Genomic DNA, 19,801 nt, shown 5'->3' on the forward strand with positions numbered 1-19,801 from the left:
GGGAGTTGACGTCTCCCCCCGTCCCCCCCAAACCGGTCAAAACAGTTGCAAGAGAGGACCTATCCCATGTCGTCGCTCGACACCGTGCCCGGACGCTTCGCCTATACCGAGGATCATGAGGCGTTTCGCCAGACCGTGCGCAGCTTCCTGCAAAAGGAAGGCGTGCCGCACGTCAACGAGTGGGAGGAGAACAAGCTCGTCCCCAAATCCTTTTGGATGAAGGCGGGAGAGATCGGGATGCTCTGCCCGACCGCGCCCGAGGCGTATGGCGGGCTCGGCCTCGATTTCGGCTATAACGCGATCGTCGATGAGGAGATGGCGTATAACGGCGTCCCCGCCGGTTTCTCGCTCCAGTCCGACATCGTCGCGGGCTATATCGAAACCTATGGTTCGGAAGAGCAGAAGCAGCACTGGCTGCCCAAGATGGTCTCGGGCGAAGTCATCACCGCCATCGCGATGACCGAACCGGGCACGGGCAGCGACTTGCAGGCGATCCGCACCAGCGCGAAGAAAGACGGCAACCACTACGTTATCAACGGCTCAAAGACCTATATCACCAACGGCCAGAATACCGATCTGACACTGGTCGTCGCCAAGACCGATCCCGATGCCAAGCCCGCGTGGAAGGGCATGTCGATCATCCTGGTCGAAAGCGACCGTGACGGTTTCAAGAAGGGCCGCAAGCTCGACAAGATCGGGCAGGATGCCGCCGATACGTCGGAACTGTTCTTCGAAGACGTCCGCGTGCCGATCACCAATTGCCTGGGCGAGGAAGGCAAGGGCTTCATCTATCTGATGAGCCAATTGCCGCAGGAACGGCTCAGCATCGCGGTCTCGGTCCAGGCCTCGGCGCAAAAGGCGTTCGACGAGACGGTCGAATTCACCAAGACGCGCAAGGCCTTTGCCGGGATGGTGTTCGATTTCCAGAACACCCGCTTCGTGCTCGCCGATCTGAAGGCCAAGCTGCAAGTCGGCTGGGCGCATCTCGACTGGGCGATCGCGCGCCACCTCAAGGGTGAATTGACCAACGAAGAAGGCGCCGCCGCCAAATTATGGCACACCGATCTGCAATGGGAAGTGATGGACAAGTGCCTGCAATTGCACGGTGGTGCCGGCTATATGAACGAATATCCGATCGCCCGCGCCTGGCGTGCGGCGCGCGTGACGCGGATTTTCGGCGGCACGAATGAGATCATGAAGGAACTGATTGGGCGCTCGCTGTAGCCCGCAAAAAAGGCCCGACGGCGTCCCGTCGGGCCTGATCTCCCCATCCGGCTAAGGGACAGGGCGACACCTTATAGCGTGTTGCCGGCAACCGCATTCGTCTCGGGTCCGGCCTGATCGACGAGCGTCGCAGGGTCAGCCTCATCGATTCCGCTTGCGCCGTTGCCGAGCGTATCGGTGCCGATCTCGCTTGCATTGGCAGGCGCGGTGTCATTCAGGCTGGTATCCACCTTTTTGCCGGTACCCCACCAGTCACACGCCGCAAGCGGCACAGCGAGACTGGTCACGAGCGCGAGTGCCATGATCTTTTTCATCATCATCGTCTCCGATTCGGTGCCCAAGTCGCGGTGTCCGGCCGCAACTTCACAAGCACGATCAATTCATACTCATTCAGTCGGAAATAAATCAAGGCTTTTTTGAGGCAAAATGTGGCGATTATGTGGGCTCACCTCAATCCATTGACACATCATCGGAAAGTCCGGATTGTCGGGGCGAAAACCAAACGGCCAAAGGCCAAGGGGACTGCATGATCCGGAACGCCAGGACCGCCACTTCACGAACCTTGCTGACGGCGGTTGCGGCATCCGCCCTGCTCGCCGGCTGCGCGAGCGATGGCGGGGCGAAACCCGCCACCGCCTCCTCTAAGGTCGGTCCGGGCATGGGCAAAGGCTATAGCCACGACCCTTTCCCTTCGACCTACAAGGCCTATCCCGGCGTGCCGACGCTTGTCACGCACGTCACGATCTTCGACGGCGAAGGCGGGCGGATCGACGATGGATCGGTGCTGTTCGCCGATGGCAAGATCGTGAGCCTCGGCCAGAGCGTCGCGGCGCCAGCGGGCGCGACCGTCATCGATGGCACCGGCAAGACGCTGACTCCCGGGATTATCGACATTCACAGCCATCTCGGCGACTATCCCTCGCCCGGCGTGCAGGCCAATTCCGACGGCAATGAAGCGACCGGTCCGGTCACCGCCGACGTCTGGGCCGAACATAGCGTGTGGCCGCAGGACCCCGGCTTCAGCCGCGCGCTGACCAATGGCGGCGTCACCACACTCGAGATCCTGCCCGGATCGGCGAATTTGATGGGCGGGCGCTCGGTCGTCATCAAGAACGTCTATGCCCGCACCGAACAGGGCATGAAATTCCCCGGCGCGCCGTACGGCCTCAAAATGGCGTGTGGCGAGAATCCCAAGCGCGTCTATGGCGGCAAGGGGCGCGAACCCTCGACCCGCATGGGCAATGTCGCGGTCGACCGGCAGACCTGGGCCAAGGCCGTCGAATATAAGCGCAAATGGGACAAATACGAAAAGGACGGCGGCGAAGTGCCCGCGCGCGACATCGCGATGGACACGCTGCGCGGCGTATTGTCGGGCGAAATCCTCGTCCAGAACCATTGCTACCGCGCCGACGAAATGGCCATCGTCATGGATATGGCGAAGGAATTCGGCTATCATGTCAGCGCGTTCCACCACGCGGTTGAGGCGTATAAGATCGCCGATCTGCTGAAAGCCAACGGCACCTGCGCCGCGGTATGGGCCGATTGGTGGGGCTTCAAGATGGAGTCGTACGACGCGATCGGCGAGAATCTCGCGCTGCTGCAAAAGAATGGCGCGTGCGGCATGATCCATTCGGACGACGCCAACGGCATCCAGCGGTTGAACCAGGAAGTCGCCAAGGCGCTCGCCTCGGGGCGGCGCGCCGGGATCGACATTTCCGATGCGGTCGCGTGGCAATGGCTGACCTATAATCCGGCCAAGGCGCTCGGCATCGCCGACAAGACCGGCAGCCTGAAACCCGGCAAGATGGCCGATGTGGTGTTGTGGAACGGCAATCCGTTCAGCGTCTATACCCGCCCCGACAAGGTGTGGATCGACGGCGCCTTGCTCTACGATTCGGCCAATCCGAAACTTAGACCCGTATCCGATTTCGAACTTGGTCAGCCCGGCTCGGGAGATGTGAAGTGAAGCGCCTCCTGCTCCTCTCGGTTGCCTTTCTGGCGACCCCAGCCACCGCACAATCGGTCGCGATCACTAACGCCAAGCTCGTCATCGGCGACGGCTCCGCCCCGATCGAGGGCGGCACCGTCGTCGTGCGCGACGGGCGCGTCATCGCCGCGGGCAAGTCGGTCGTGGTCCCGGCCGGCATGCCAAGCGTCGATGCGGGCGGCAAATGGGTTACCCCCGGCATCGTCGCAGGCTTCACGCGGATGGGGATCGTCGAATCCGACGGGATCGAGGAAACCAACGACACCGCCGCGCGCGGCAGCCCGTTCCACGCCGCGATTGATGTCGCGCCCGCCGTCAATCCGGCGACCTCCTCGATCCCGCTCAACCGCGCCGAGGGCATTACGCGTGCGATCGTCGCGCCGGACAATGACGGGTCGATCTTCGCCGGCTTGGGCGCAGTGATCGATCTCGGGGTCGACCGCGCACCCATCACCAAGGCGCGCGCTTTCCAGTTCATGGAATATGGCGGCGGCGGGTCACGCAGCGGCAACAGCCGCCCGGCGATGATCGCGATGTTCCGCAACGCGCTGGCGCAAGTGAAGGATTATGTCCGCGCGCCCGCTGCCTATGGCGATCAGGGCAAGGACGCGTTGCTCACCCGCGCCGATGCGGCGGCATTGGTGCCGGTCGCGAATGGCACGATGCCGCTGCTGATCCATGTCGAACGCGCGTCGGACATGCTCGCGCTGATCGATTTGAAGCGCGACTATCCGGCGTTGAAACTGGTGTTCGTCGGTGCGGCGGAAGGCTGGCTCGTCGCCAGCGAGATCGCCGCGGCGGGCATCCCGGTGATCGCCTCGGCGCTGACCGATTTGCCCGCAACCTTCGATCAGCTCGGCTCGACGCAATCGAATATCGGGCGGATGAAGGCGGCGGGTGTGCGCGTCGGCATCGGCACGATCAATGACGACGAAGCCCGCCAGGCGCGGCTCGAAAAGCAATATGCCGGCAATCTCGTCGCGCTGACGAAGCTGCCCGGCGCGACCGGGCTCGACTGGAACGCTGCCTTCGCCGCGATCACCTCGGTCCCTGCCGAAGTCATCGGCATGGGTGGGGAGATCGGCTCGCTGAGAACCGGCCGCCGCGGCGACGTGGTGATCTGGGACGGCGATCCGCTCGAATTGGGGACCGGCGTGTCGGCGGTCTATATCGACGGCATCAAGCAACCGCTGCGCACCCGCCAGGACGCGCTGCGCGATCGCTACATGCTGCCGGGCGAAGGCGCTTTGCCAAAGGCGTATGAGCGGTAACCGCCTCGGCGCGGTTACCACGAAGCGCAGCCGCATCGTTTTCGCGCGGACCGTCGCGGCCATCGCAGCGCCGTCTATAATGCGCTGAGATGGGGCGCGGTCGGCCCCGGCGCAGGGGCGATGAGATTGATGGACGGACGGGGGAACTGCGAGCACGAGGCCCGGAAAGCGCGGGCTGAAGGCCGCTGCGGGTGTTTCGGCGGATGCTGAAGCGGGTTCCCGTGCGCGAGATTACGCTTGGCATGTACGTCCACGCGATCGACGGTCCGTGGCTGGCGCAACCGTTCTGGCGCTCGCGCTTTTTGCTGACCAGTCTCGATGAAATTGCCATGCTGCGCCGCAGCAAGGTCGGCGCCGTGGTGATCGATCTCGATCGCTGTGTCGGATCGGCACGCCCAGCCCATTCCGGAAACGCGCGCCGAGCGCGGGTGCAGAGCGACATCGTGCGACGCGAGGCCGATTCAATCGCAGCGAAGCGCGTCACCGACGATGCCCGCGATTTCATGAAGTCCGTCTTCGATAGCGCGGAGAGTGGCGGGCGCCTTGAGACCGGCCCGCTCGATGGGGTGGTCCGGTCGATCACGGATGCGCTCGAACGCAATCGTTCGATGCTGCTCGGCATGATGCGGCTGAAGTCGCGCGATACGTACACCTATTTCCATTCGGTCGCGGTCGGTACGTTGATGGTCAATTTCGCGCGCGAACTGGGTCTTGCGGCCGACGAGGTCCGGCTGATGGGGCTGGGCGGGCTGTTCCACGATATCGGCAAGATCCGCATCGCGAAGGAGGTCCTGAACAAGCCCGGACCGCTGACCCCGGAGGAGTGGGACGAGATGCGCCAACACCCGGAAATCGGGCACGCACTGCTGCTGGCGGACGATGTTCCGTCGATCGCGCTCGACGTCTGCCTGCATCACCATGAGAAGGTCGATGGCAGCGGCTATCCGTTCGGCCTTGTCGGTGACGACATCAGTCTGGCGGCGCGGATGGGGGCGATTTGCGACGTGTATGACTCCCTGACCTCGGAACGCGCCTACAAAGGTGCCGCGTCGCCCGTCGCGGCGATCGCTGCGATGGCGAGTTGGTCCGGGCATTTTGATCAAGCGCTGCTCTTCGTGTTCATGAAGAGCATCTGCGTCTTCCCGATCGGGATGCCTGTCCGGCTGCGCTCAGGGCATCTCGCGATGGTGCGCGACAATGGCCGTCGGACCAGTCGCGCGCGGCTCACGGTCTTTTATGACATTGCGGACCAGCGGCTCCTGCCGCCCTACGAACTTTTCCTCTCCGACATCGACACGAGCGAAACGATCCTCGATACGCCAGACCCGCTTGACTATGGCTTGGCCAACTGGGCCGACGTCAAGCAGCAGCTGCTGGAGGGTCATGATCCATCGATCGGCAAAGAAGCGCGCCCGAAATCGAAGTGAGCGCCGCCACATCTCCTCACGATGCCCGCCACCTTGACTTTTCTCCACCGCCTGCGTAAGGGCGCTCCATCGAGGCGTAATGCAGCGTGATTAGGTATGCCGACAACCGGCAGCCCAAGCTCCGCCTCGGTCGTTATCCAACGGACTTCCCTTTTCACGCGGGGTGTCATCCTCCCCCCGCCATCCGTGCGCCCGCAAGGCGTGCGTCCATGGCACATGCAATGGACTGAATACTCATGACTTTCGCACAACTCGGCCTCGCCGAGCCGCTCGTCCGCGCGCTCGAAGCCAAAGGCTATACCACCCCTACCCCGATCCAGAAGCAATCGATCCCGATCCTGCTAGAAGGCGGCGATCTGCTCGGCATTGCCCAGACCGGCACCGGCAAGACGGCGGCGTTCGTGCTCCCGTCGATCCAGCATCTCGTCAACAATGAGAAGCGCGTGCTGCCGACGCATTGCCGGATGCTCGTGCTCGCCCCGACGCGCGAACTGGCCAGCCAGATCGCCGAGAGCGCGCGCGACTATGGCAAATTCTCGAAAATGTCGGTCGCAACGGTGTTCGGCGGCACCAGCATCAACAAGAACCGCCAGGACATGGCGCGCGGCGTCGACATCCTCGTCGCCACGCCGGGCCGCTTGCTCGATTTGATCGAGCAGCGTTTCGTCAGCCTCGCGATGCTCGAAATCCTCGTGCTCGACGAAGCCGATCAGATGCTCGACTTGGGCTTCATCCACGCGCTGCGCAAGATCGTCCGGATGCTGCCCAAGCAGCGCCAGACGTTGTTCTTCTCAGCGACGATGCCCAATGCGATCCGCGAACTGGCCAACCAGTTCCTCAACGATCCGCAGACGGTGAAGGTCGCGCCGGTCGCAACCACCGCCGAGCGCGTCGACCAGAAGGTCGTGTTCATCAACCAGGGCGAAAAGCAGGCGATGCTGACGATCCTGCTGCGCGACGAAGCCGTCGAGCGTTCGTTGGTCTTCACCCGTACCAAGCACGGTGCCGACCGTGTCGTGAAGCTGCTCGCCGCCAACGGGATCGAAGCCAACGCGATCCACGGCAATAAGAGCCAGCCGCAGCGCGAGCGCGCGCTCGCCGAGTTCAAATCGGGCAAGGCCAAGGTGCTCGTCGCAACCGATATCGCCGCACGCGGGATCGATGTGTCGGGTGTCAGCCATGTGTTCAACTTCGAGCTGCCCAACGTGCCCGAGCAATATGTCCATCGCATCGGCCGCACCGCGCGCGCCGGCGCATCGGGCATCGCGATCAGCTTCTGCGCCGATGATGAGCGGACGTATTTGCGCGACATCGAGAAATTGACGCGCGTGAAGCCCGAAATGCTGCCGCTGCCCGAAGGCTTCATGGCCGAAGCAGCGCGGATCAAGGCGGCGCGTCCGGCCGGGTCCGACACGTTCGAACGCCGCGACGAATCGGGCCGTCACCGCGCGCCACCCAAGGCGACGCACGCCGCGCGCCCGACCGGGGATCGTCCGGCTGGCGGCGCGCGCCCGTTCAACGCTGGCGGCGCAGGTCGTCCTGCCGGCGGCGGTCGTCCCGGCGGTCAAGGTCGGCCTGGCCAGGGCCGTCCTGGCGGCAATGGTGGTGGTCGCGGCGCGCGCGGCGGCGGCGGTCGCCGTTCGCCAGCGGCGGGCTGATCTAACGTTTCCTCTCCCTTTGGGAGAGGGATTAACTGTGAATCCGCAACCACTCTTCCTCAGGAGCCCGTGCACTGCGCAAGCGGTTCGCGGGTTCTTCCGTGTCTTCGAACCCGATCGCCATGCCGCAGAACAGCATCCGTTCCGGCGGAATGTCGATCGCCGCGCCGACCGTCTCCGGATACATTGCCCAACATTCCTGCGCGCACGTGGCGAGCCCGGCCTCGACCGCGAGCAGCATCACATTCTGCAGATACATGCCGAGATCGGCCCATTGCGGTGGCCCCATCCGCCGGTCGACCGTGCAGAACAAGGCGGCGGGCGCCCCGAAGAACTGGAAGTTGCGCGCGAACCACAGCCGTCGCGCGGCCTTGTCATCGCGCGGGATGCCGATTTCGGTGTACATCGCCTCCCCCACCGCAAAGCGCCGGTCGCGATACGGCGCGACCAGTTCGGGCGGGTAGATGTCGTAGGCCGGCGTCTCGCTCTCACCACGCCACAACTTCGCGGCGATCGACGCCTTCAACGCGACAAGCGCTTCCCCGGTCAGCACGTCGACATGCCAGGGCTGCAAATTGCCGCCAGTCGCCGCGCGGGCGCCCTTGGTGACAATGCCGCGCAGCACCGCCGGATCGACCGGATCGGCACGATATCCGCGCACCGATCGACGCGCCGCAATCGCCTCGCTCACGTTCATGCCTCAAGCCTTTCGATCACCGGGTACGCCAATCCACCTTGCCCAACGCGCGCATTCGCGGCAAGAGGTTGCAAACAACAACCGATTTGGAGAGTCGAGCATGGCCGAAGCCTATATTGTGGACGCAGTCCGCACCGCTGGTGGCAAACGTGGCGGCAAGCTTGCCGGAACGCACCCCGTCGACATGGCCGCCCACGTGCTCGACGCGATCATCACGCGCACCGGGATCGATGGCGCAGCGGTCGACGATGTCATCATGGGCTGCGTCATGCAGGGCGGACAGCAGGCCGGGCAAGTCGGCCGCAACGCCGTGCTCGCCGCGAAGCATCTGCCCGACAGCGTGCCCGCGGTCTCGATCGATCGCCAGTGCGGATCGTCGCAGCAAGCAATGCAGTTCGCCGCCCAGGCGGTCATGTCGGGCACGCAGGACATCGTGATCGCGGCGGGTGTCGAGAGCATGACGCGCGTGCCGATGGGATCGACCGCGACGCTGTTCATGAAAGAAGGGCTGGGCAATTACAAATCGCCACAGCTTGAGGAAAAATATCCCGGCATCATGTTCAGCCAGTTCATGGGCGCCGAGATGATCGTCAAGAAGCACGGTTTCGACCGTGCGCAGCTCGACGCGTTCGCGCTCGAAAGCCACCGCCGCGCGATCGCCGCGACCGAGCGCGGGGCGTTCGCCAATGAGATCGTCGCGATCGACGTGGAAACCCCCGAGGGTGTGATAGCGCATATGACCGACGAGGGCATTCGCTATGACGCAACGCTGGAGAGCATCGGATCGGTCAAATTGTTGCAGGAAGGCGGCAGCATCTCGGCCGCCAATGCCAGCCAGATTTGCGACGGCGCGAGCGCGGTGATGATCGTCAGCGAGGCGGCATTGAAGGCGCACAACCTCACCCCGATCGCGCGGATCGTGAATTTGACCGTCACCGGCGGCGACCCGGTCATCATGCTCGAAGAACCGCTCTTCGCGACCGACCGTGCGCTGCAGCGTTCGGGCATGAAGATCGAGGAGATCGACCTGTACGAAGTAAATGAGGCGTTCGCGCCCGTGCCGTTGGCGTGGCTGAAACACACCGGTGCCGACCATGCGAAGCTCAACGTCAATGGCGGCGCGATCGCGCTCGGCCATCCGCTGGGGGCGTCGGGCACGAAACTGATGGCGACGCTGGTCCACGCGCTGAAGGCGTCGGGCGGGCGCTATGGCCTGCAGACGATGTGCGAGGGCGGCGGCATCGCCAACGTCACGATCATCGAGCGGCTTTAAGCACTTAAGCCCCTCCCCTTCGGAGGAGGGGTTGGGGGTGGGGCCTCACCGCGAATGCAACCTTGCGTTTTAGGCACGCCCCCACCCCAACCCCTCCCCTGAAGGGGAGGGGCTTCAAACGAGGGAGAACCACCATGAAACTCGACTCAACCACCGCAGCCGTCGTCACCGGCGGCGCTTCCGGCCTCGGTGCCGCCACCGCGCGCGCGCTTGCCGCGAAGGGCGTCAAGGTCGCGATCTTCGATCTGCAAGAAGAAAAGGGCGAAGCCGTCGCCGCCGAAATCGGCGGGATCTTCTGCAAGGTGAACGTGACCTCCGACGAGTCGGTCGATGAGGGCTTTGCCAAGGCGCGCGCGGCGCACGGACAGGAATCGGCCTTGGTGTGCTGCGCGGGGACGGGCAATGCGGTGAAGACCGCCAGCCGATCCAAGGAAGACGGCAGCATCAAGCACTTTCCGCTCGCCGCGTTCGATTGGCTGATCCAGATCAACCTTGTCGGCACCTTCCGCTGCGTCGCCAAATCGGCCGCAGGCATGTTGACGCTCGACCCTGGCACCGACGGCGAGCGCGGTGCGATCGTGATGACCGCTTCGGTCGCCGCCGAAGACGGGCAGATGGGTCAAGCCGCCTATTCCGCGTCAAAGGGCGGCGTCGTCGGCATGACGCTGCCGATCGCGCGCGATCTGATGGGCGAGGGCATCCGCATCAACACGATCCTGCCCGGCATCTTTGAAACCCCGCTGATGCAGGGCGCGCCACAGCAAGTTAAGGACAATCTTGCGGCGTCGGTCCCCTTCCCCAAGCGGCTCGGTCTTCCGGCGGAATATGCGCATCTGGCGCTGACGATGCTGGAGAACAGCTATTTCAACGGGGAAGATGTGCGCCTCGATGGCGCGATCCGGATGGCTCCGCGCTGACAATATTCTCCCCTCCCGCTTGCGAGTTCCGGGTCGGCCATGCCCCCGGCATGGCCTGAACGATCCGGGGGATCGTTCACCCGGAACTGGGCTGGGGGAGGGAATGTCCTACTCGCCGATCTCGCATATCCCGACCTCCCCTCCCCTAACCCCTCCCGCAAGCGGGAGGGGAATTTGGAAGCCTCCGCATGACCACCTCGCTCTTCAGCTTCGTCGACCTGTTCCGCCGTCAGCTCGACACCACCGCGCACCTCCTGACCAAAGGCGCGGACTATGCCGCAGCCAACGGCATTCCTGAGGCAGACATGCTCGCCTGGCGGCTCGCCGAGGACATGCATTCGCTGTCATTCCAGGCGATGGTCGTCATCAACTTCTCGCAATCCTGGATCGCGCGCGCGATCGACGTAACGATCCCCGAACCCATCACCGCCGATCTCGACGTCGCCGGGTACCAGGCCGCAATCGTGGCGGCCAAGGCGTGGCTCGCGGCGCTGACGCCCGCGCAATTCGCTGGTCGCGAGGATGTGCCGGTCACCGCCCAGCTCGGTCCGAATATGGAGCCCACTTTGCCCGCGGCGCAGTGGATCACGGTGTTCGCGGCGACCAACATCGCGTTCCACGCCAATATGGTCTACGCGATTCTGCGGTCGAAGGGCGTCCCGCTCGGCAAGCTGGACGTGTTCCCGAGCGGACTATAAGCCCAGCCCATGCCCAAACTCGATTCCTGGCGGCGCGACCCCGCTTCCTATCCGCACAGCGAAGCGATCCAGACGCGCTTTCAGGATCTCGACGTGCTCGGCCATATCAATAATGTCGCGATGGCGGGCTTGTTCGAAAGCGGACGGGTCCGCTTCAACCGGTCGATGAATCTGGCGGGTTGGGCGGGGCATCGCTGGCTCGTCGCGAAGATCGAGATCAATTATCTGGGCGAAAGCTTCTTCCCGGCCGATGTCGAAATCGCCACCGGGATCGGCGATATCGGCAATCGCAGCTGGCACATCCTGTCGGCGGCGTTCCAGAAAGGCGAATGCGTCGCGACCTGCGACGCGGTGATCGTGATGAGCGCGAGCGGCGGCATCACCACCTTGCCCGCAGATTTTCGCGCGGGATTGGAAGCGCACAAGGTCCGGCGACCGGCGACCGGTTAGCGCCGTGCAGCGACTGCCGGATTAATCACGGCCCAGCGCCGCAAGCCGCATCGTTGCTTCATCCACCCCCGGATTGGCGGGGCTGCCGGTCATCGCCGAAAAGACATCGCTGAGCGCGGCATAGCGCGTCCGTGCGTCGCACCACAATTCGCGCGCGCCCGCTTTATCGCCAATCGCCTCGGCATGAACCGCCGCGCTACGCATCGCATTGGCGATATCGAGCGGCGGCGCGTCGATCGCGCGATACAGCGCCAAGGCTTCGGTGATCGCTGCAGTGGCCTCCCCTGCGCGGTCGAGTTCAACGAGAATGTCGGCGACATGACGGACGGCGTGCGCGAGCTCCGGCCCCGGCGACTCCAGACGTAGCAGCGCGACTGCCGCACGCTCGTCCGCGAGTGCCAGCTCGCGGTCACCGGCATTGCGTGCAGCGCGCGCGCGGCGGCGCAGGTCGAGCGCACTAGGTTCGGTATTCTCCGCCATCGTTCGGATTTTATCAGTCCGGCCTAGCCGCGCACAATCAGATAATTCATCCGCGCCGCCGCGATCGGCTTGGCCGGGTCATCCTGCCACGCGATCGCCTCGACATTGGCGACCCGCCCGCCAAGCCGCGTGACGGTGCCGCGCGCGAAAGTCGGCTTTTCGCGCCCGCCGCGCATGAAATCGACGGTGACGTTGATCGGCTTAATCTGCCCGCCGCCGTCCGCCGCGAGCGCATGGCGCAACGCGACGATCGCCGCCATTTCCAGCAAACCGCCAATCGCACCGCCGTGGAGATAGCCCGGCCGCCCGAGCACCGTATCGGCGCTCGGCATCGTCAGCAGCGTGGGATCGTCGCCGGGCGCGGGTGCGATCCCCAGCAGATCGGCATAAGGCGGCAATGTCATGCGCCCGCTCCAACGGGCGATTCGACCGGCGCGTCGGTAAACATGAAGGTCCCTGCGACATGCGCCAGCGGATCGGCCGGGTCGCCGTCATGCGCCTGACCGCGCACGAATGAGATCGAACGCGTGATGCGGTAAACCTCGCCACGCCCGAACACCGCTTTGCCCGGCGTCGCGGGGCGCAGATAGTCGATCCGCAAATCCAGCGTCGCGTGCGACCGGAAGCGACCGAGCCGAGTCCACACCGCCATGCTGGTCGCCATGTCCATCATCGTCAGGATCGGGCCGGAGGCGAGCACGCCACTGTCGGGATCACCAATTAATTCAGTGCGGTAGGGCAATTGCAGTTCGACCCAATCGGGGCCGTGGGCGTGATAGGTGAGCCCCAGCAACCCGCCATGCCCGCCGATGCCATGGAGAAAAAAGCGTTGCGGATCGAAGGCGGGGGGCGGGTCGGGAAACATGCTTCCTTCCGTATCGCAACGCAGCATCGGCGCAAGAGCATGCGCCCATCGGCCATGTTACAGCGATTTAACTAAGCGCGGGAACCACCGCCGGCATACCGTGTGGGCCGCGGGCTCATCCGCCTGATGGGGGCAAATAATGGACATTTTCAGCTTAGATATCAATTATATCGCCGATCTTGCGACACAAGTCGGCACGAGCGGCGCGATCCGTTCGCTCGAAATCGTCGGCGACGATATCTTCGATTACATCATCGGGGTCGCGATTCTGATCTATGAGGTTCACCCCTGATGGTGCTGCCCGATCGGGCGAGTTTGGAGGCGGCGGCGGCGCGATCCTTTGCTGCCGCCGCCGCGTTTCGGGCGAGCGAACCGTATCGCGCATTGGAGCTTTTGTTCGCCGAAGTTGCAATCGAGCGTGCGATTTCGACGCTGCTCAGCGATCACGACTGGGTCGGCGAGCTGATCGCGCCGTTGATTACCGCATTGGCCGAGGATCCGTGGTTCGAACCGCCGTTCCGCGTGGCGCGTGACGGGTTGCGGATCGGGACGGTGCTGTTCGAGACGCCGGCAGTATCGATCGCTGCGACGGTGCTTTCGGCCAATGCGCTCGCCACGTTGCCGCCGCCGCGCACGGTCGTGGTCCCGGGGCGCGTGACGGTGACGCGCTATGTCCGCGCAGGGAATGCGCGGCTGCGGCTGTGGCAGGCCGAGCCGATCGGCGCGGATTTCTCGGCGGCGACCGCCAAGCCGTGCGTGGCGCTGCCCGGTCGGCTCCCGACCGATGGTGCGGTCGTGCGGATCGACGGGCGGACGCACGGCCATATCCTCGCCGAGGCGAGCAGCGATGTCGTGACGCTGAGCGCGACGCTGCGCGCGCAGACGATTCCCTACGCCCGCGAATATGCGATCGACAGCGGTGCGCTGGTGCGGGTCGCGACGAATGACGACCGCGCGGCGCGCACGCAGATGCTGCTCGCTTATCTGCGGCTGGCAGGACGAAGCGGCAGCGAAGCGTGCTTTGCCGCCGCCACGCGCGACCCGGCTTTCTTCCTGCGCTGGGCGGCGATGCGCGAATGGCTGGCGAGCGATACGCGGGCCGCGCTCCCGCGCTTGCGCGCGATGGCGGCGGACGATCCCCATGCCGAGGTCCGCGCCGCCGCCATCGCGACGCTCGCGCTTGTCGAACAGCGGCTGGCGGCCTGATGCCACGCGCGATCGATCCCGGCACGGGCAATGCGATCGGGCTCGACGATCTGGCCGAGGCGCTCGACGCCAGCGCGTTCGATCCGCGCGACGAGGAGTCGCTCGCCGCACTCGGGCCCTTGCTCGCGCGGCTGGCACGCAATCGTACTTTCCTCGCCGACCTCGTCATCGCCGAGCTGGAGGATCGCTGTTCGGGCCAGTCGGCGGGCAATGCGTACGGCGCGCAAGTGTTCATGCTGCGCCCGCCCAACGGGCGGTACGTGCTGCGCGCCAATTTCTGGCCCGCGCGCGGCGATGCCGTCGTGCGCGCGAGCGGCACCGCGCCGTTCTTTTACGACATGCCGCACGACCATAATTTCTCGTTCCTGACGGTCGGCTATCAGGGGCCGGGCTATTGGAGCGATTATTACGAGTATGAGGTCGACGCGATCGTCGGTGTCGCGGGCGAAGCTGCGGGGCTGCGCTTCGTCGAACGCGCACGGCTGGAGCAGGGCAAGGTGCTGCTCTACCGCGCGCGGCGCGACGTGCATGTGCAACTGCCGCCCGACAGCCTGTCGGTTTCGCTCAATATCCTCGCCTTCGATCGCGCGCAGCCGTGGCGCGACCAGTTCCGCTTCGATGTGGCGGCGGGCACGATCGCCGAGGGGCTGACCACCGCGCCGTCCGAGGCGCTGCTGGCGCTCGCGGTGCACTATGGCGGGGAGGCCGGACGCGGCCTCGCGGGCGAACTGGCGCGGCGCCATCCCGCCGCGCGGATGCGCGTCACGGCGCTGCGCGCGCTGGCGTCCTGTGAGACCGACCGCGCCGCGCGGATCGCGGTGTTCGAACGGGGAGCGGACGATCCCGACTGCTATGTCGCGCGGCACGCACGTGCCCTCGTCGATCCGTGATGGATTAGAATCGCGGCATTTGCGCACTTTGCCGGGTTATAACTGTGCGCCGTGGAACCCGTGCTCGCCATTGGACCTGTCCGCCCTGGCCTCGATGCCGAAATGGCGAAACGCGGCTTGCGGCTGGTCGCGGCGGGTGCGCCGGTTCGGGCCGAGGTGCGCTTCGAAGGCGCGGCGGGGGAACTCCTCTCCCACCTCCCGACGCTGCACGTGGTGCGCGGTGGGGATGCTGCGGTCGCCGCGGCGATCGATGCCGGGGCCGATGACGCGGTCGCGCTTTCGGCCAGCGACGGGCTGATCGCGGCGCGCCTCGCTGCGCTGGTGCGGCGGGTGCCGACCGCGGTGCGGATCGGGTCGCTGACAATCGACCGAGTCGCGCGCACGGCGACGCGCGGCGGACGCGCGCTCGATCTGCTGCCGCGCGAATATCGCCTGTTGCTCTATTTGGCCGAGCGCGCGGGTGTGGTGGTGTCGCACGACGAATTGCGCAGCGCGGTCTGGGGTCTGCGCTTCCACCCCGGCACGAACCTTGTCGCGGCGCATGTCTCGCGGCTGCGCGCCAAGCTCGATCGGGGATTCGAGTCGGCCATGCTGCACACCGAAAAGGGCGTCGGCTATCGCCTTGCCGTGCCCGAAGCGGGCGTATAGCATCGCGTTGCAAAACGAAACCAAACGCCTGGAGAGGCCCAGAATGTCGCACCCTAGCATCCATGCCCGGACCGATCCCGCCAAGCCTGCGCTGATCGTCGGCGAGACCGGCGAGACGATCACGTTTGGCGAGCTCGACGCACGGTCGAACCGCGCGGCGCAGCTGTTCCGCGCGCGCGGGCTGGTGGCGGGCGATACGATCGCGCTGATGCTGGAGAACACCCCCGAATTTTACGACATTGCCTGGGCGGCGCAGCGCAGCGGACTGTTCTTCGTCTGCATCTCGACCAAGCTGACGGCGCCCGAGCTGGCATATATCGTCGCCGATTCCGGGGCGAAGCTGCTGATCGTCTCGGCCAGCCTCGCGGGTATTGCAGGCAGCGATGCGGGCGGGCTGCGCTTTTCGGTCGGCGGTGCGGTGCCCGGCTGGGAGGTTTGGGAAGATGCGGTCGCCGCGATGCCGGCCACCCCGATCACCGACGAACGCGCGGGCATCGACATGCTCTATTCCTCGGGCACGACCGGGCGGCCCAAGGGCGTCCGCGTCGCCTTGCCCGAAGACCCCGACATTACCGCGCCGACGGTGCTGATGATGCTCGCGCGCGGGCTGTATGGCCTCGGGCCCGACAGTATCTATCTCAGCCCCGCGCCGCTCTATCACGCCGCGCCTTTGCGCTGGTCGATGACGGTGCAGCGGCTCGGCGGGACGGTGGTGATGCTGCAGCATTTCGACCCCGAGGCCGCGCTCGCCGCGATCGAGCGGTACAAGATCAACGCCAGCCAATGGGTGCCGACGCATTTCGTGCGGATGCTCAAACTCGACGAAGCGGCGCGCGCGCGCCACGATTTATCGAGCCTCAAGGTCGCGATCCACGCCGCGGCCCCCTGCCCCGTCCCGGTCAAGCAAGCGATGATCGATTGGTGGGGCCCGGTGCTCTACGAATATTATGCCGGGTCCGAAGGCAATGGCCTGACCACGATCGATTCGGCGCAATGGCTCGAGCATAAGGGATCGGTCGGCAAGGCGGCCTATGGCACGCTGCACATTTGCGGCGAGGATGGCGTCGAATTGCCCGCGGGCGAGGAGGGCCTCGTCTATTTCGAGGGCGGCGGTGTGTTCGAATATCATAACGATCCGGCCAAGACGGCGGAGGCGCGCAACGCGCTTGGCTGGTCGACGCTCGGCGATATCGGGCGGATCGACGCCGACGGGTATCTGTATCTCACCGACCGCAAGAGCTTCATGATCATCTCAGGCGGCGTGAACATCTATCCGCAGGAAATCGAGAATCGGCTGATCACGCATCCGCGCGTGGCGGATGTCGCGGTGATCGGCGCGCCCTGCCCCGAAATGGGCGAGCGCGTCGTCGCGGTGGTGCAGCCGGTCGACATGGCCGAGGCGGGTGAGGCGCTGGCCGCCGAACTCACCGCCTGGTGCCGCGCCGAACTGTCGGGGGTGAAGACGCCGCGCCAGATCGATTTCAGCGCAGAATTGCCGCGTCACGCGACGGGGAAATTGTATAAACGCCTGCTGCGCGACCAATATTGGGCTGAAGCCGGACACAGATCGGACGCATAGGCCACTAAGCGGAAGAAGGATTGCTCACACAAAGGCACGAAGATGAAGGAGTTCAAAATCTTTTGTGTCTTCGTGTCTTTGTGTGAGGCCATTTTCTTTCAACGCTTGCCGAACCCATTGGACTAACCGCTGCGCGGTATCAGGAGAATAGCATGAACGACCGCGTATCGATTACCGTCACCGATCATATCGCCGATGTGCGCCTGACGCGCGCCGACAAGATGAACGCGATCGACCCGGCAATGTTCGAAGGAATTGGCGCGGCTATCGACGCGCTGCATCCCCGCAAGGATGTGCGCTGCGTCGTGTTGTCGGGTGAAGGCCGCGCCTTTTGCGCCGGGCTCGACATGGCGAGCATGGCGGGGGGCGGATCGGGCCTTACCCGGATCGACCGCAACGATCAGGGCAGCATCCTGCCGCAACATGTCACCTGGGGCTGGCGCAATTTGCCCGTGCCGGTGATCGCCGCGGTGCACGGCGTCGCGATGGGCGGGGGTTTTCAGATCATGTCGGGGGCCGACATCCGCATCGCCGCGCCGGGCACGCGCTTCGCGATCCGCGAGACCTATTGGGGGATCGTGCCCGATATGGCGGGCTTCCCGATCTGGCGCGGGCTGGTGCGCGACGATGTGCTGCGCGAGCTGGTCTATACCGCGCGTGAATTCGATGCCGAGGAAGCGCTGCGCCACGGTTTCATCACGCGCATCGCCGAAGACCCGCACGCCGCCGCGATGGCGCTGGCGCGCGACATTGCCGCGAAAAGCCCCAATGCGATTCGCGGCGCCAAGCGGCTGTGCAACATGGCGCACGATGCCGACCCGCTAACGATGCTCGAGGCCGAGACCAATGAGCAGATCGCCGTGATCGGCAAGCCGCCGATGATGGAACAGGTCGCCGCCAATATGCAGAAGCGGCCCGCGGTGTTTTCCGACGCGGATTGAGCGTTGGTTTTATCGAGGCCTATCAGCCAAATCCGTTCGCCCTGAGCCTGTCGAAGGGCACGTCTCCAACCTCACCGGCCAGCGTGGGGCAAACGGGGCTTCGACAGGCTCAGCCCGAACGGATTTCGGTGATCGAAACTTTACCCCACCCGCCTTACCGCTTCGGCGTCAGCCGCAGCAGCGCGCCTTCATCCTCGATCAGCCAGATCGCACCGTCGGCCGCTTGCGCCACGTCGCGGACGCGCGCGTCCATCGGCCATTGCGCGACGGCCATGGCCTTGTCGCCGGTGACCACGACTCGAATCAGCGCCTGGCCGCCAAGCGCGCCGATGAACAGATTGCCGCGATACCCCGGGAACATCGCGCCCGAATAGGCGATCATCCCGCCCGGTGAAATCGACGGATTCCACCACACTTTGGGCGCTTCGAGATCGGGGCGGCTGGGGTGATCGGGAATCGGCTGACCCGAATAATTGTCGCCGTTCGAGACGATCGGCCAGCCATAATTCTTGCCCGGCAGGATGAGGTTGAGCTCGTCGCCGCCCATCGGCCCCATCTCCTCCTCCCACAAACGACCGTCGGCGGTGAAGGCGAGGCCGTAGGGGTTGCGGTGGCCGGTGCTCCACGTCTCCGCGCGCACGCCGCCTGCCTTATATTGCGGGTTGCCAGGCCATGCCTTGCCGTCGAGCGTCAGCCGCAGGATCTTGCCGAGCCGCTGTTCGGGATCCTGCGCCGGGGTGAAACGCTGGCGCTCGCCCGAGGACAGGAACAGGGATTTGCCATCGGGCGCGAAGGCGATGTTCGCGCCGAATTGTCCGCCGACGCCGTTCATGCCCGAGCGCCACAACACGCGGAAACCCTCGAGCGATGCCTGCGCCGGGCAGGGCGCGCGGATGCATTGGACTTGCGTGATTTTCAGCGTCGCATGCGCCAGTGCGAGCGCCGCGCCGTCCTTGCCGGGTTCGGAATAGGTGAGATAGACGCCGCGATTGCTCGCAAAGCCGGGCGCGATCGCGACATCGAGCAACCCGCCCTGATCGACCTTCGCGACGCGCGGCACGCCGCCGACCGTCACCACGCTGCCATCGGCCCAGCGCAGCTTCAGCTGCCCGGCTTTCTCGGTCACCAGCGCCGCGCCGCCGGGCAGCATGGCAAGCGCGAAGGGTTCGGCGAAGGTTCCGATCCGCGTCATCGTGAAGGGCGGCGGCGTCTCGCGCAGATTGGCGCGACCGGTCGTCGCAGGGACATTCTTGACCGTCGCTTCGGGCGCGTTACGCGGCAATTTCTGCGTGCCTTGGGCCGAGCAGGCCGCCCCAATCATCGCTACCGAAAGAATCAAAACCCGTACGCGCATGGCAATCTCCTGTGACGGAGTACCATACCGTCGTCACCCCGGACTTGTTCCGGGGTCCACTGCTCTGTGAACCCCGTCGCCGGTTTTTGCAGCACCGTGGACCGCGGAACAAGTCCGGGGTGACGGATTGGTGGACGACGCTTGCCAGCCGCCCGCGATCTGCCTATATCGCCCTCACTCTCTACATCGTTACGGTGAAGAGGCTGGAGCCACCCGGTTCCGGCGCCGAAGACCCT

At 65.1% G+C, this 19,801-nt stretch carries 21 protein-coding genes; 15 read left to right on the top strand and 6 right to left on the bottom strand.

The window, feature by feature from the left end:
- The first annotated feature begins 66 nt into the window (after positions 1 to 66).
- Entirely contained in the window at positions 67 to 1,224 is a 1,158-nt protein-coding gene (locus ABWP09_RS01035) for an acyl-CoA dehydrogenase family protein (RefSeq protein WP_353203313.1), read from the top strand.
- Between the two features lie 71 nt (positions 1,225 to 1,295).
- Here the strand turns inward: ABWP09_RS01035 and ABWP09_RS01040 are convergent, their stop codons facing one another.
- A complete protein-coding gene (locus ABWP09_RS01040) occupies positions 1,296 to 1,541 on the bottom strand; it encodes a hypothetical protein (RefSeq protein WP_353203314.1) in 246 nt (81 codons plus the stop codon).
- A 209-nt stretch (positions 1,542 to 1,750) separates the two neighbouring features.
- Here ABWP09_RS01040 and ABWP09_RS01045 point away from each other — a divergent pair, with 209 nt between their 5' ends.
- The 4 genes from ABWP09_RS01045 (at position 1,751) to ABWP09_RS01060 (ending at position 7,567) form a co-directional block, all read left to right on the top strand.
- Entirely contained in the window at positions 1,751 to 3,190 is a 1,440-nt protein-coding gene (locus ABWP09_RS01045) for an amidohydrolase (RefSeq protein WP_353203315.1), read from the top strand.
- Positions 3,187 to 4,482 (top strand): amidohydrolase family protein, encoded by a 1,296-nt coding sequence (locus ABWP09_RS01050; RefSeq protein WP_353203316.1) that lies wholly within the window; start codon positions 3,187 to 3,189, stop codon positions 4,480 to 4,482. Before ABWP09_RS01045 ends, ABWP09_RS01050 begins: the two co-directional genes overlap by 4 nt.
- A gap of 203 nt (positions 4,483 to 4,685) precedes the next feature.
- On the top strand, positions 4,686 to 5,909 hold the full coding sequence (locus ABWP09_RS01055; protein ID WP_353203317.1) for an HD-GYP domain-containing protein: 1,224 nt from the start codon (positions 4,686 to 4,688) through the stop codon (positions 5,907 to 5,909).
- A 236-nt stretch (positions 5,910 to 6,145) separates the two neighbouring features.
- A complete protein-coding gene (locus tag ABWP09_RS01060) occupies positions 6,146 to 7,567 on the top strand; it encodes a DEAD/DEAH box helicase (protein WP_353203318.1) in 1,422 nt (473 codons plus the stop codon).
- Positions 7,568 to 7,598: 31 nt separating this feature from the next.
- On the opposite strand, the gene ABWP09_RS01065 is transcribed toward ABWP09_RS01060, so the two are convergent.
- Entirely contained in the window at positions 7,599 to 8,264 is a 666-nt protein-coding gene (locus tag ABWP09_RS01065; RefSeq protein WP_353203319.1) for a nitroreductase, read from the bottom strand.
- A 100-nt stretch (positions 8,265 to 8,364) separates the two neighbouring features.
- On the opposite strand from ABWP09_RS01065, the gene ABWP09_RS01070 reads away from it, so the two are divergent.
- The 4 genes from ABWP09_RS01070 to ABWP09_RS01085 all read left to right on the top strand — a co-directional run bounded on the left by ABWP09_RS01070 (position 8,365) and on the right by ABWP09_RS01085 (position 11,602).
- Positions 8,365 to 9,537, top strand: coding sequence for an acetyl-CoA C-acetyltransferase (locus tag ABWP09_RS01070; RefSeq protein ID WP_353203320.1), 1,173 nt, complete (start codon positions 8,365 to 8,367; stop codon positions 9,535 to 9,537).
- Positions 9,538 to 9,671: 134 nt separating this feature from the next.
- Positions 9,672 to 10,454, top strand: coding sequence for an SDR family NAD(P)-dependent oxidoreductase (locus ABWP09_RS01075; RefSeq protein ID WP_353203321.1), 783 nt, complete (start codon positions 9,672 to 9,674; stop codon positions 10,452 to 10,454).
- A gap of 188 nt (positions 10,455 to 10,642) precedes the next feature.
- Positions 10,643 to 11,152 (top strand): DUF1993 domain-containing protein, encoded by a 510-nt coding sequence (locus ABWP09_RS01080; protein ID WP_353203322.1) that lies wholly within the window; start codon positions 10,643 to 10,645, stop codon positions 11,150 to 11,152.
- A gap of 9 nt (positions 11,153 to 11,161) precedes the next feature.
- A complete protein-coding gene (locus ABWP09_RS01085; RefSeq protein WP_353203323.1) occupies positions 11,162 to 11,602 on the top strand; it encodes an acyl-CoA thioesterase in 441 nt (146 codons plus the stop codon).
- 21 nt (positions 11,603 to 11,623) lie between these two features.
- Here the strand turns inward: ABWP09_RS01085 and ABWP09_RS01090 are convergent, their stop codons facing one another.
- From ABWP09_RS01090 to ABWP09_RS01100, 3 genes are read right to left on the bottom strand one after another with little or no spacing between them, the layout of a single operon-like run.
- Complete coding sequence (locus ABWP09_RS01090) at positions 11,624 to 12,082, bottom strand: hypothetical protein (RefSeq protein ID WP_353203324.1); 459 nt, start codon at positions 12,080 to 12,082, stop codon at positions 11,624 to 11,626.
- Positions 12,083 to 12,105: 23 nt separating this feature from the next.
- Positions 12,106 to 12,486: a PaaI family thioesterase gene (locus ABWP09_RS01095; RefSeq protein ID WP_353203325.1), complete on the bottom strand. Its 381-nt coding sequence runs from the start codon at positions 12,484 to 12,486 to the stop codon at positions 12,106 to 12,108.
- Entirely contained in the window at positions 12,483 to 12,947 is a 465-nt protein-coding gene (locus ABWP09_RS01100) for a PaaI family thioesterase (RefSeq protein ID WP_353203326.1), read from the bottom strand. The genes ABWP09_RS01095 and ABWP09_RS01100 overlap by 4 nt, the downstream gene beginning before the upstream one ends.
- Positions 12,948 to 13,086: 139 nt before the next feature.
- On the opposite strand from ABWP09_RS01100, the gene ABWP09_RS01105 reads away from it, so the two are divergent.
- The 6 genes from ABWP09_RS01105 to ABWP09_RS01130 all read left to right on the top strand — a co-directional run bounded on the left by ABWP09_RS01105 (position 13,087) and on the right by ABWP09_RS01130 (position 18,211).
- Positions 13,087 to 13,239, top strand: coding sequence for a hypothetical protein (locus ABWP09_RS01105; RefSeq protein WP_353203327.1), 153 nt, complete (start codon positions 13,087 to 13,089; stop codon positions 13,237 to 13,239).
- Positions 13,239 to 14,153 (top strand): HEAT repeat domain-containing protein, encoded by a 915-nt coding sequence (locus ABWP09_RS01110; RefSeq protein WP_353203328.1) that lies wholly within the window; start codon positions 13,239 to 13,241, stop codon positions 14,151 to 14,153. The genes ABWP09_RS01105 and ABWP09_RS01110 overlap by 1 nt, the downstream gene beginning before the upstream one ends.
- Positions 14,153 to 15,043 carry a P-loop NTPase family protein gene (locus ABWP09_RS01115; protein ID WP_353203329.1) on the top strand — a complete coding sequence of 297 codons (891 nt, stop codon included), beginning with the start codon at positions 14,153 to 14,155 and terminating at the stop codon, positions 15,041 to 15,043. The genes ABWP09_RS01110 and ABWP09_RS01115 overlap by 1 nt, the downstream gene beginning before the upstream one ends.
- 51 nt (positions 15,044 to 15,094) lie before the next feature.
- On the top strand, positions 15,095 to 15,691 hold the full coding sequence (locus ABWP09_RS01120) for a winged helix-turn-helix domain-containing protein (protein WP_353203330.1): 597 nt from the start codon (positions 15,095 to 15,097) through the stop codon (positions 15,689 to 15,691).
- A gap of 43 nt (positions 15,692 to 15,734) precedes the next feature.
- Entirely contained in the window at positions 15,735 to 17,270 is a 1,536-nt protein-coding gene (locus ABWP09_RS01125) for an acyl-CoA synthetase (protein WP_353203331.1), read from the top strand.
- A 152-nt stretch (positions 17,271 to 17,422) separates the two neighbouring features.
- The gene (locus ABWP09_RS01130) at positions 17,423 to 18,211 is read left to right on the top strand and encodes a crotonase/enoyl-CoA hydratase family protein (protein WP_353203332.1); all 789 of its coding nucleotides are present in this window, start codon (positions 17,423 to 17,425) and stop codon (positions 18,209 to 18,211) included.
- Between the two features lie 154 nt (positions 18,212 to 18,365).
- Here the strand turns inward: ABWP09_RS01130 and ABWP09_RS01135 are convergent, their stop codons facing one another.
- Positions 18,366 to 19,565: a PQQ-dependent sugar dehydrogenase gene (locus ABWP09_RS01135; RefSeq protein WP_353203333.1), complete on the bottom strand. Its 1,200-nt coding sequence runs from the start codon at positions 19,563 to 19,565 to the stop codon at positions 18,366 to 18,368.
- Positions 19,566 to 19,801 lie beyond the last annotated feature (236 nt).

Origin of the sequence: Sphingomonas sp. (genome assembly GCF_040398505.1) — a bacterium.
GTDB lineage: Bacteria > Pseudomonadota > Alphaproteobacteria > Sphingomonadales > Sphingomonadaceae > Sphingomonas.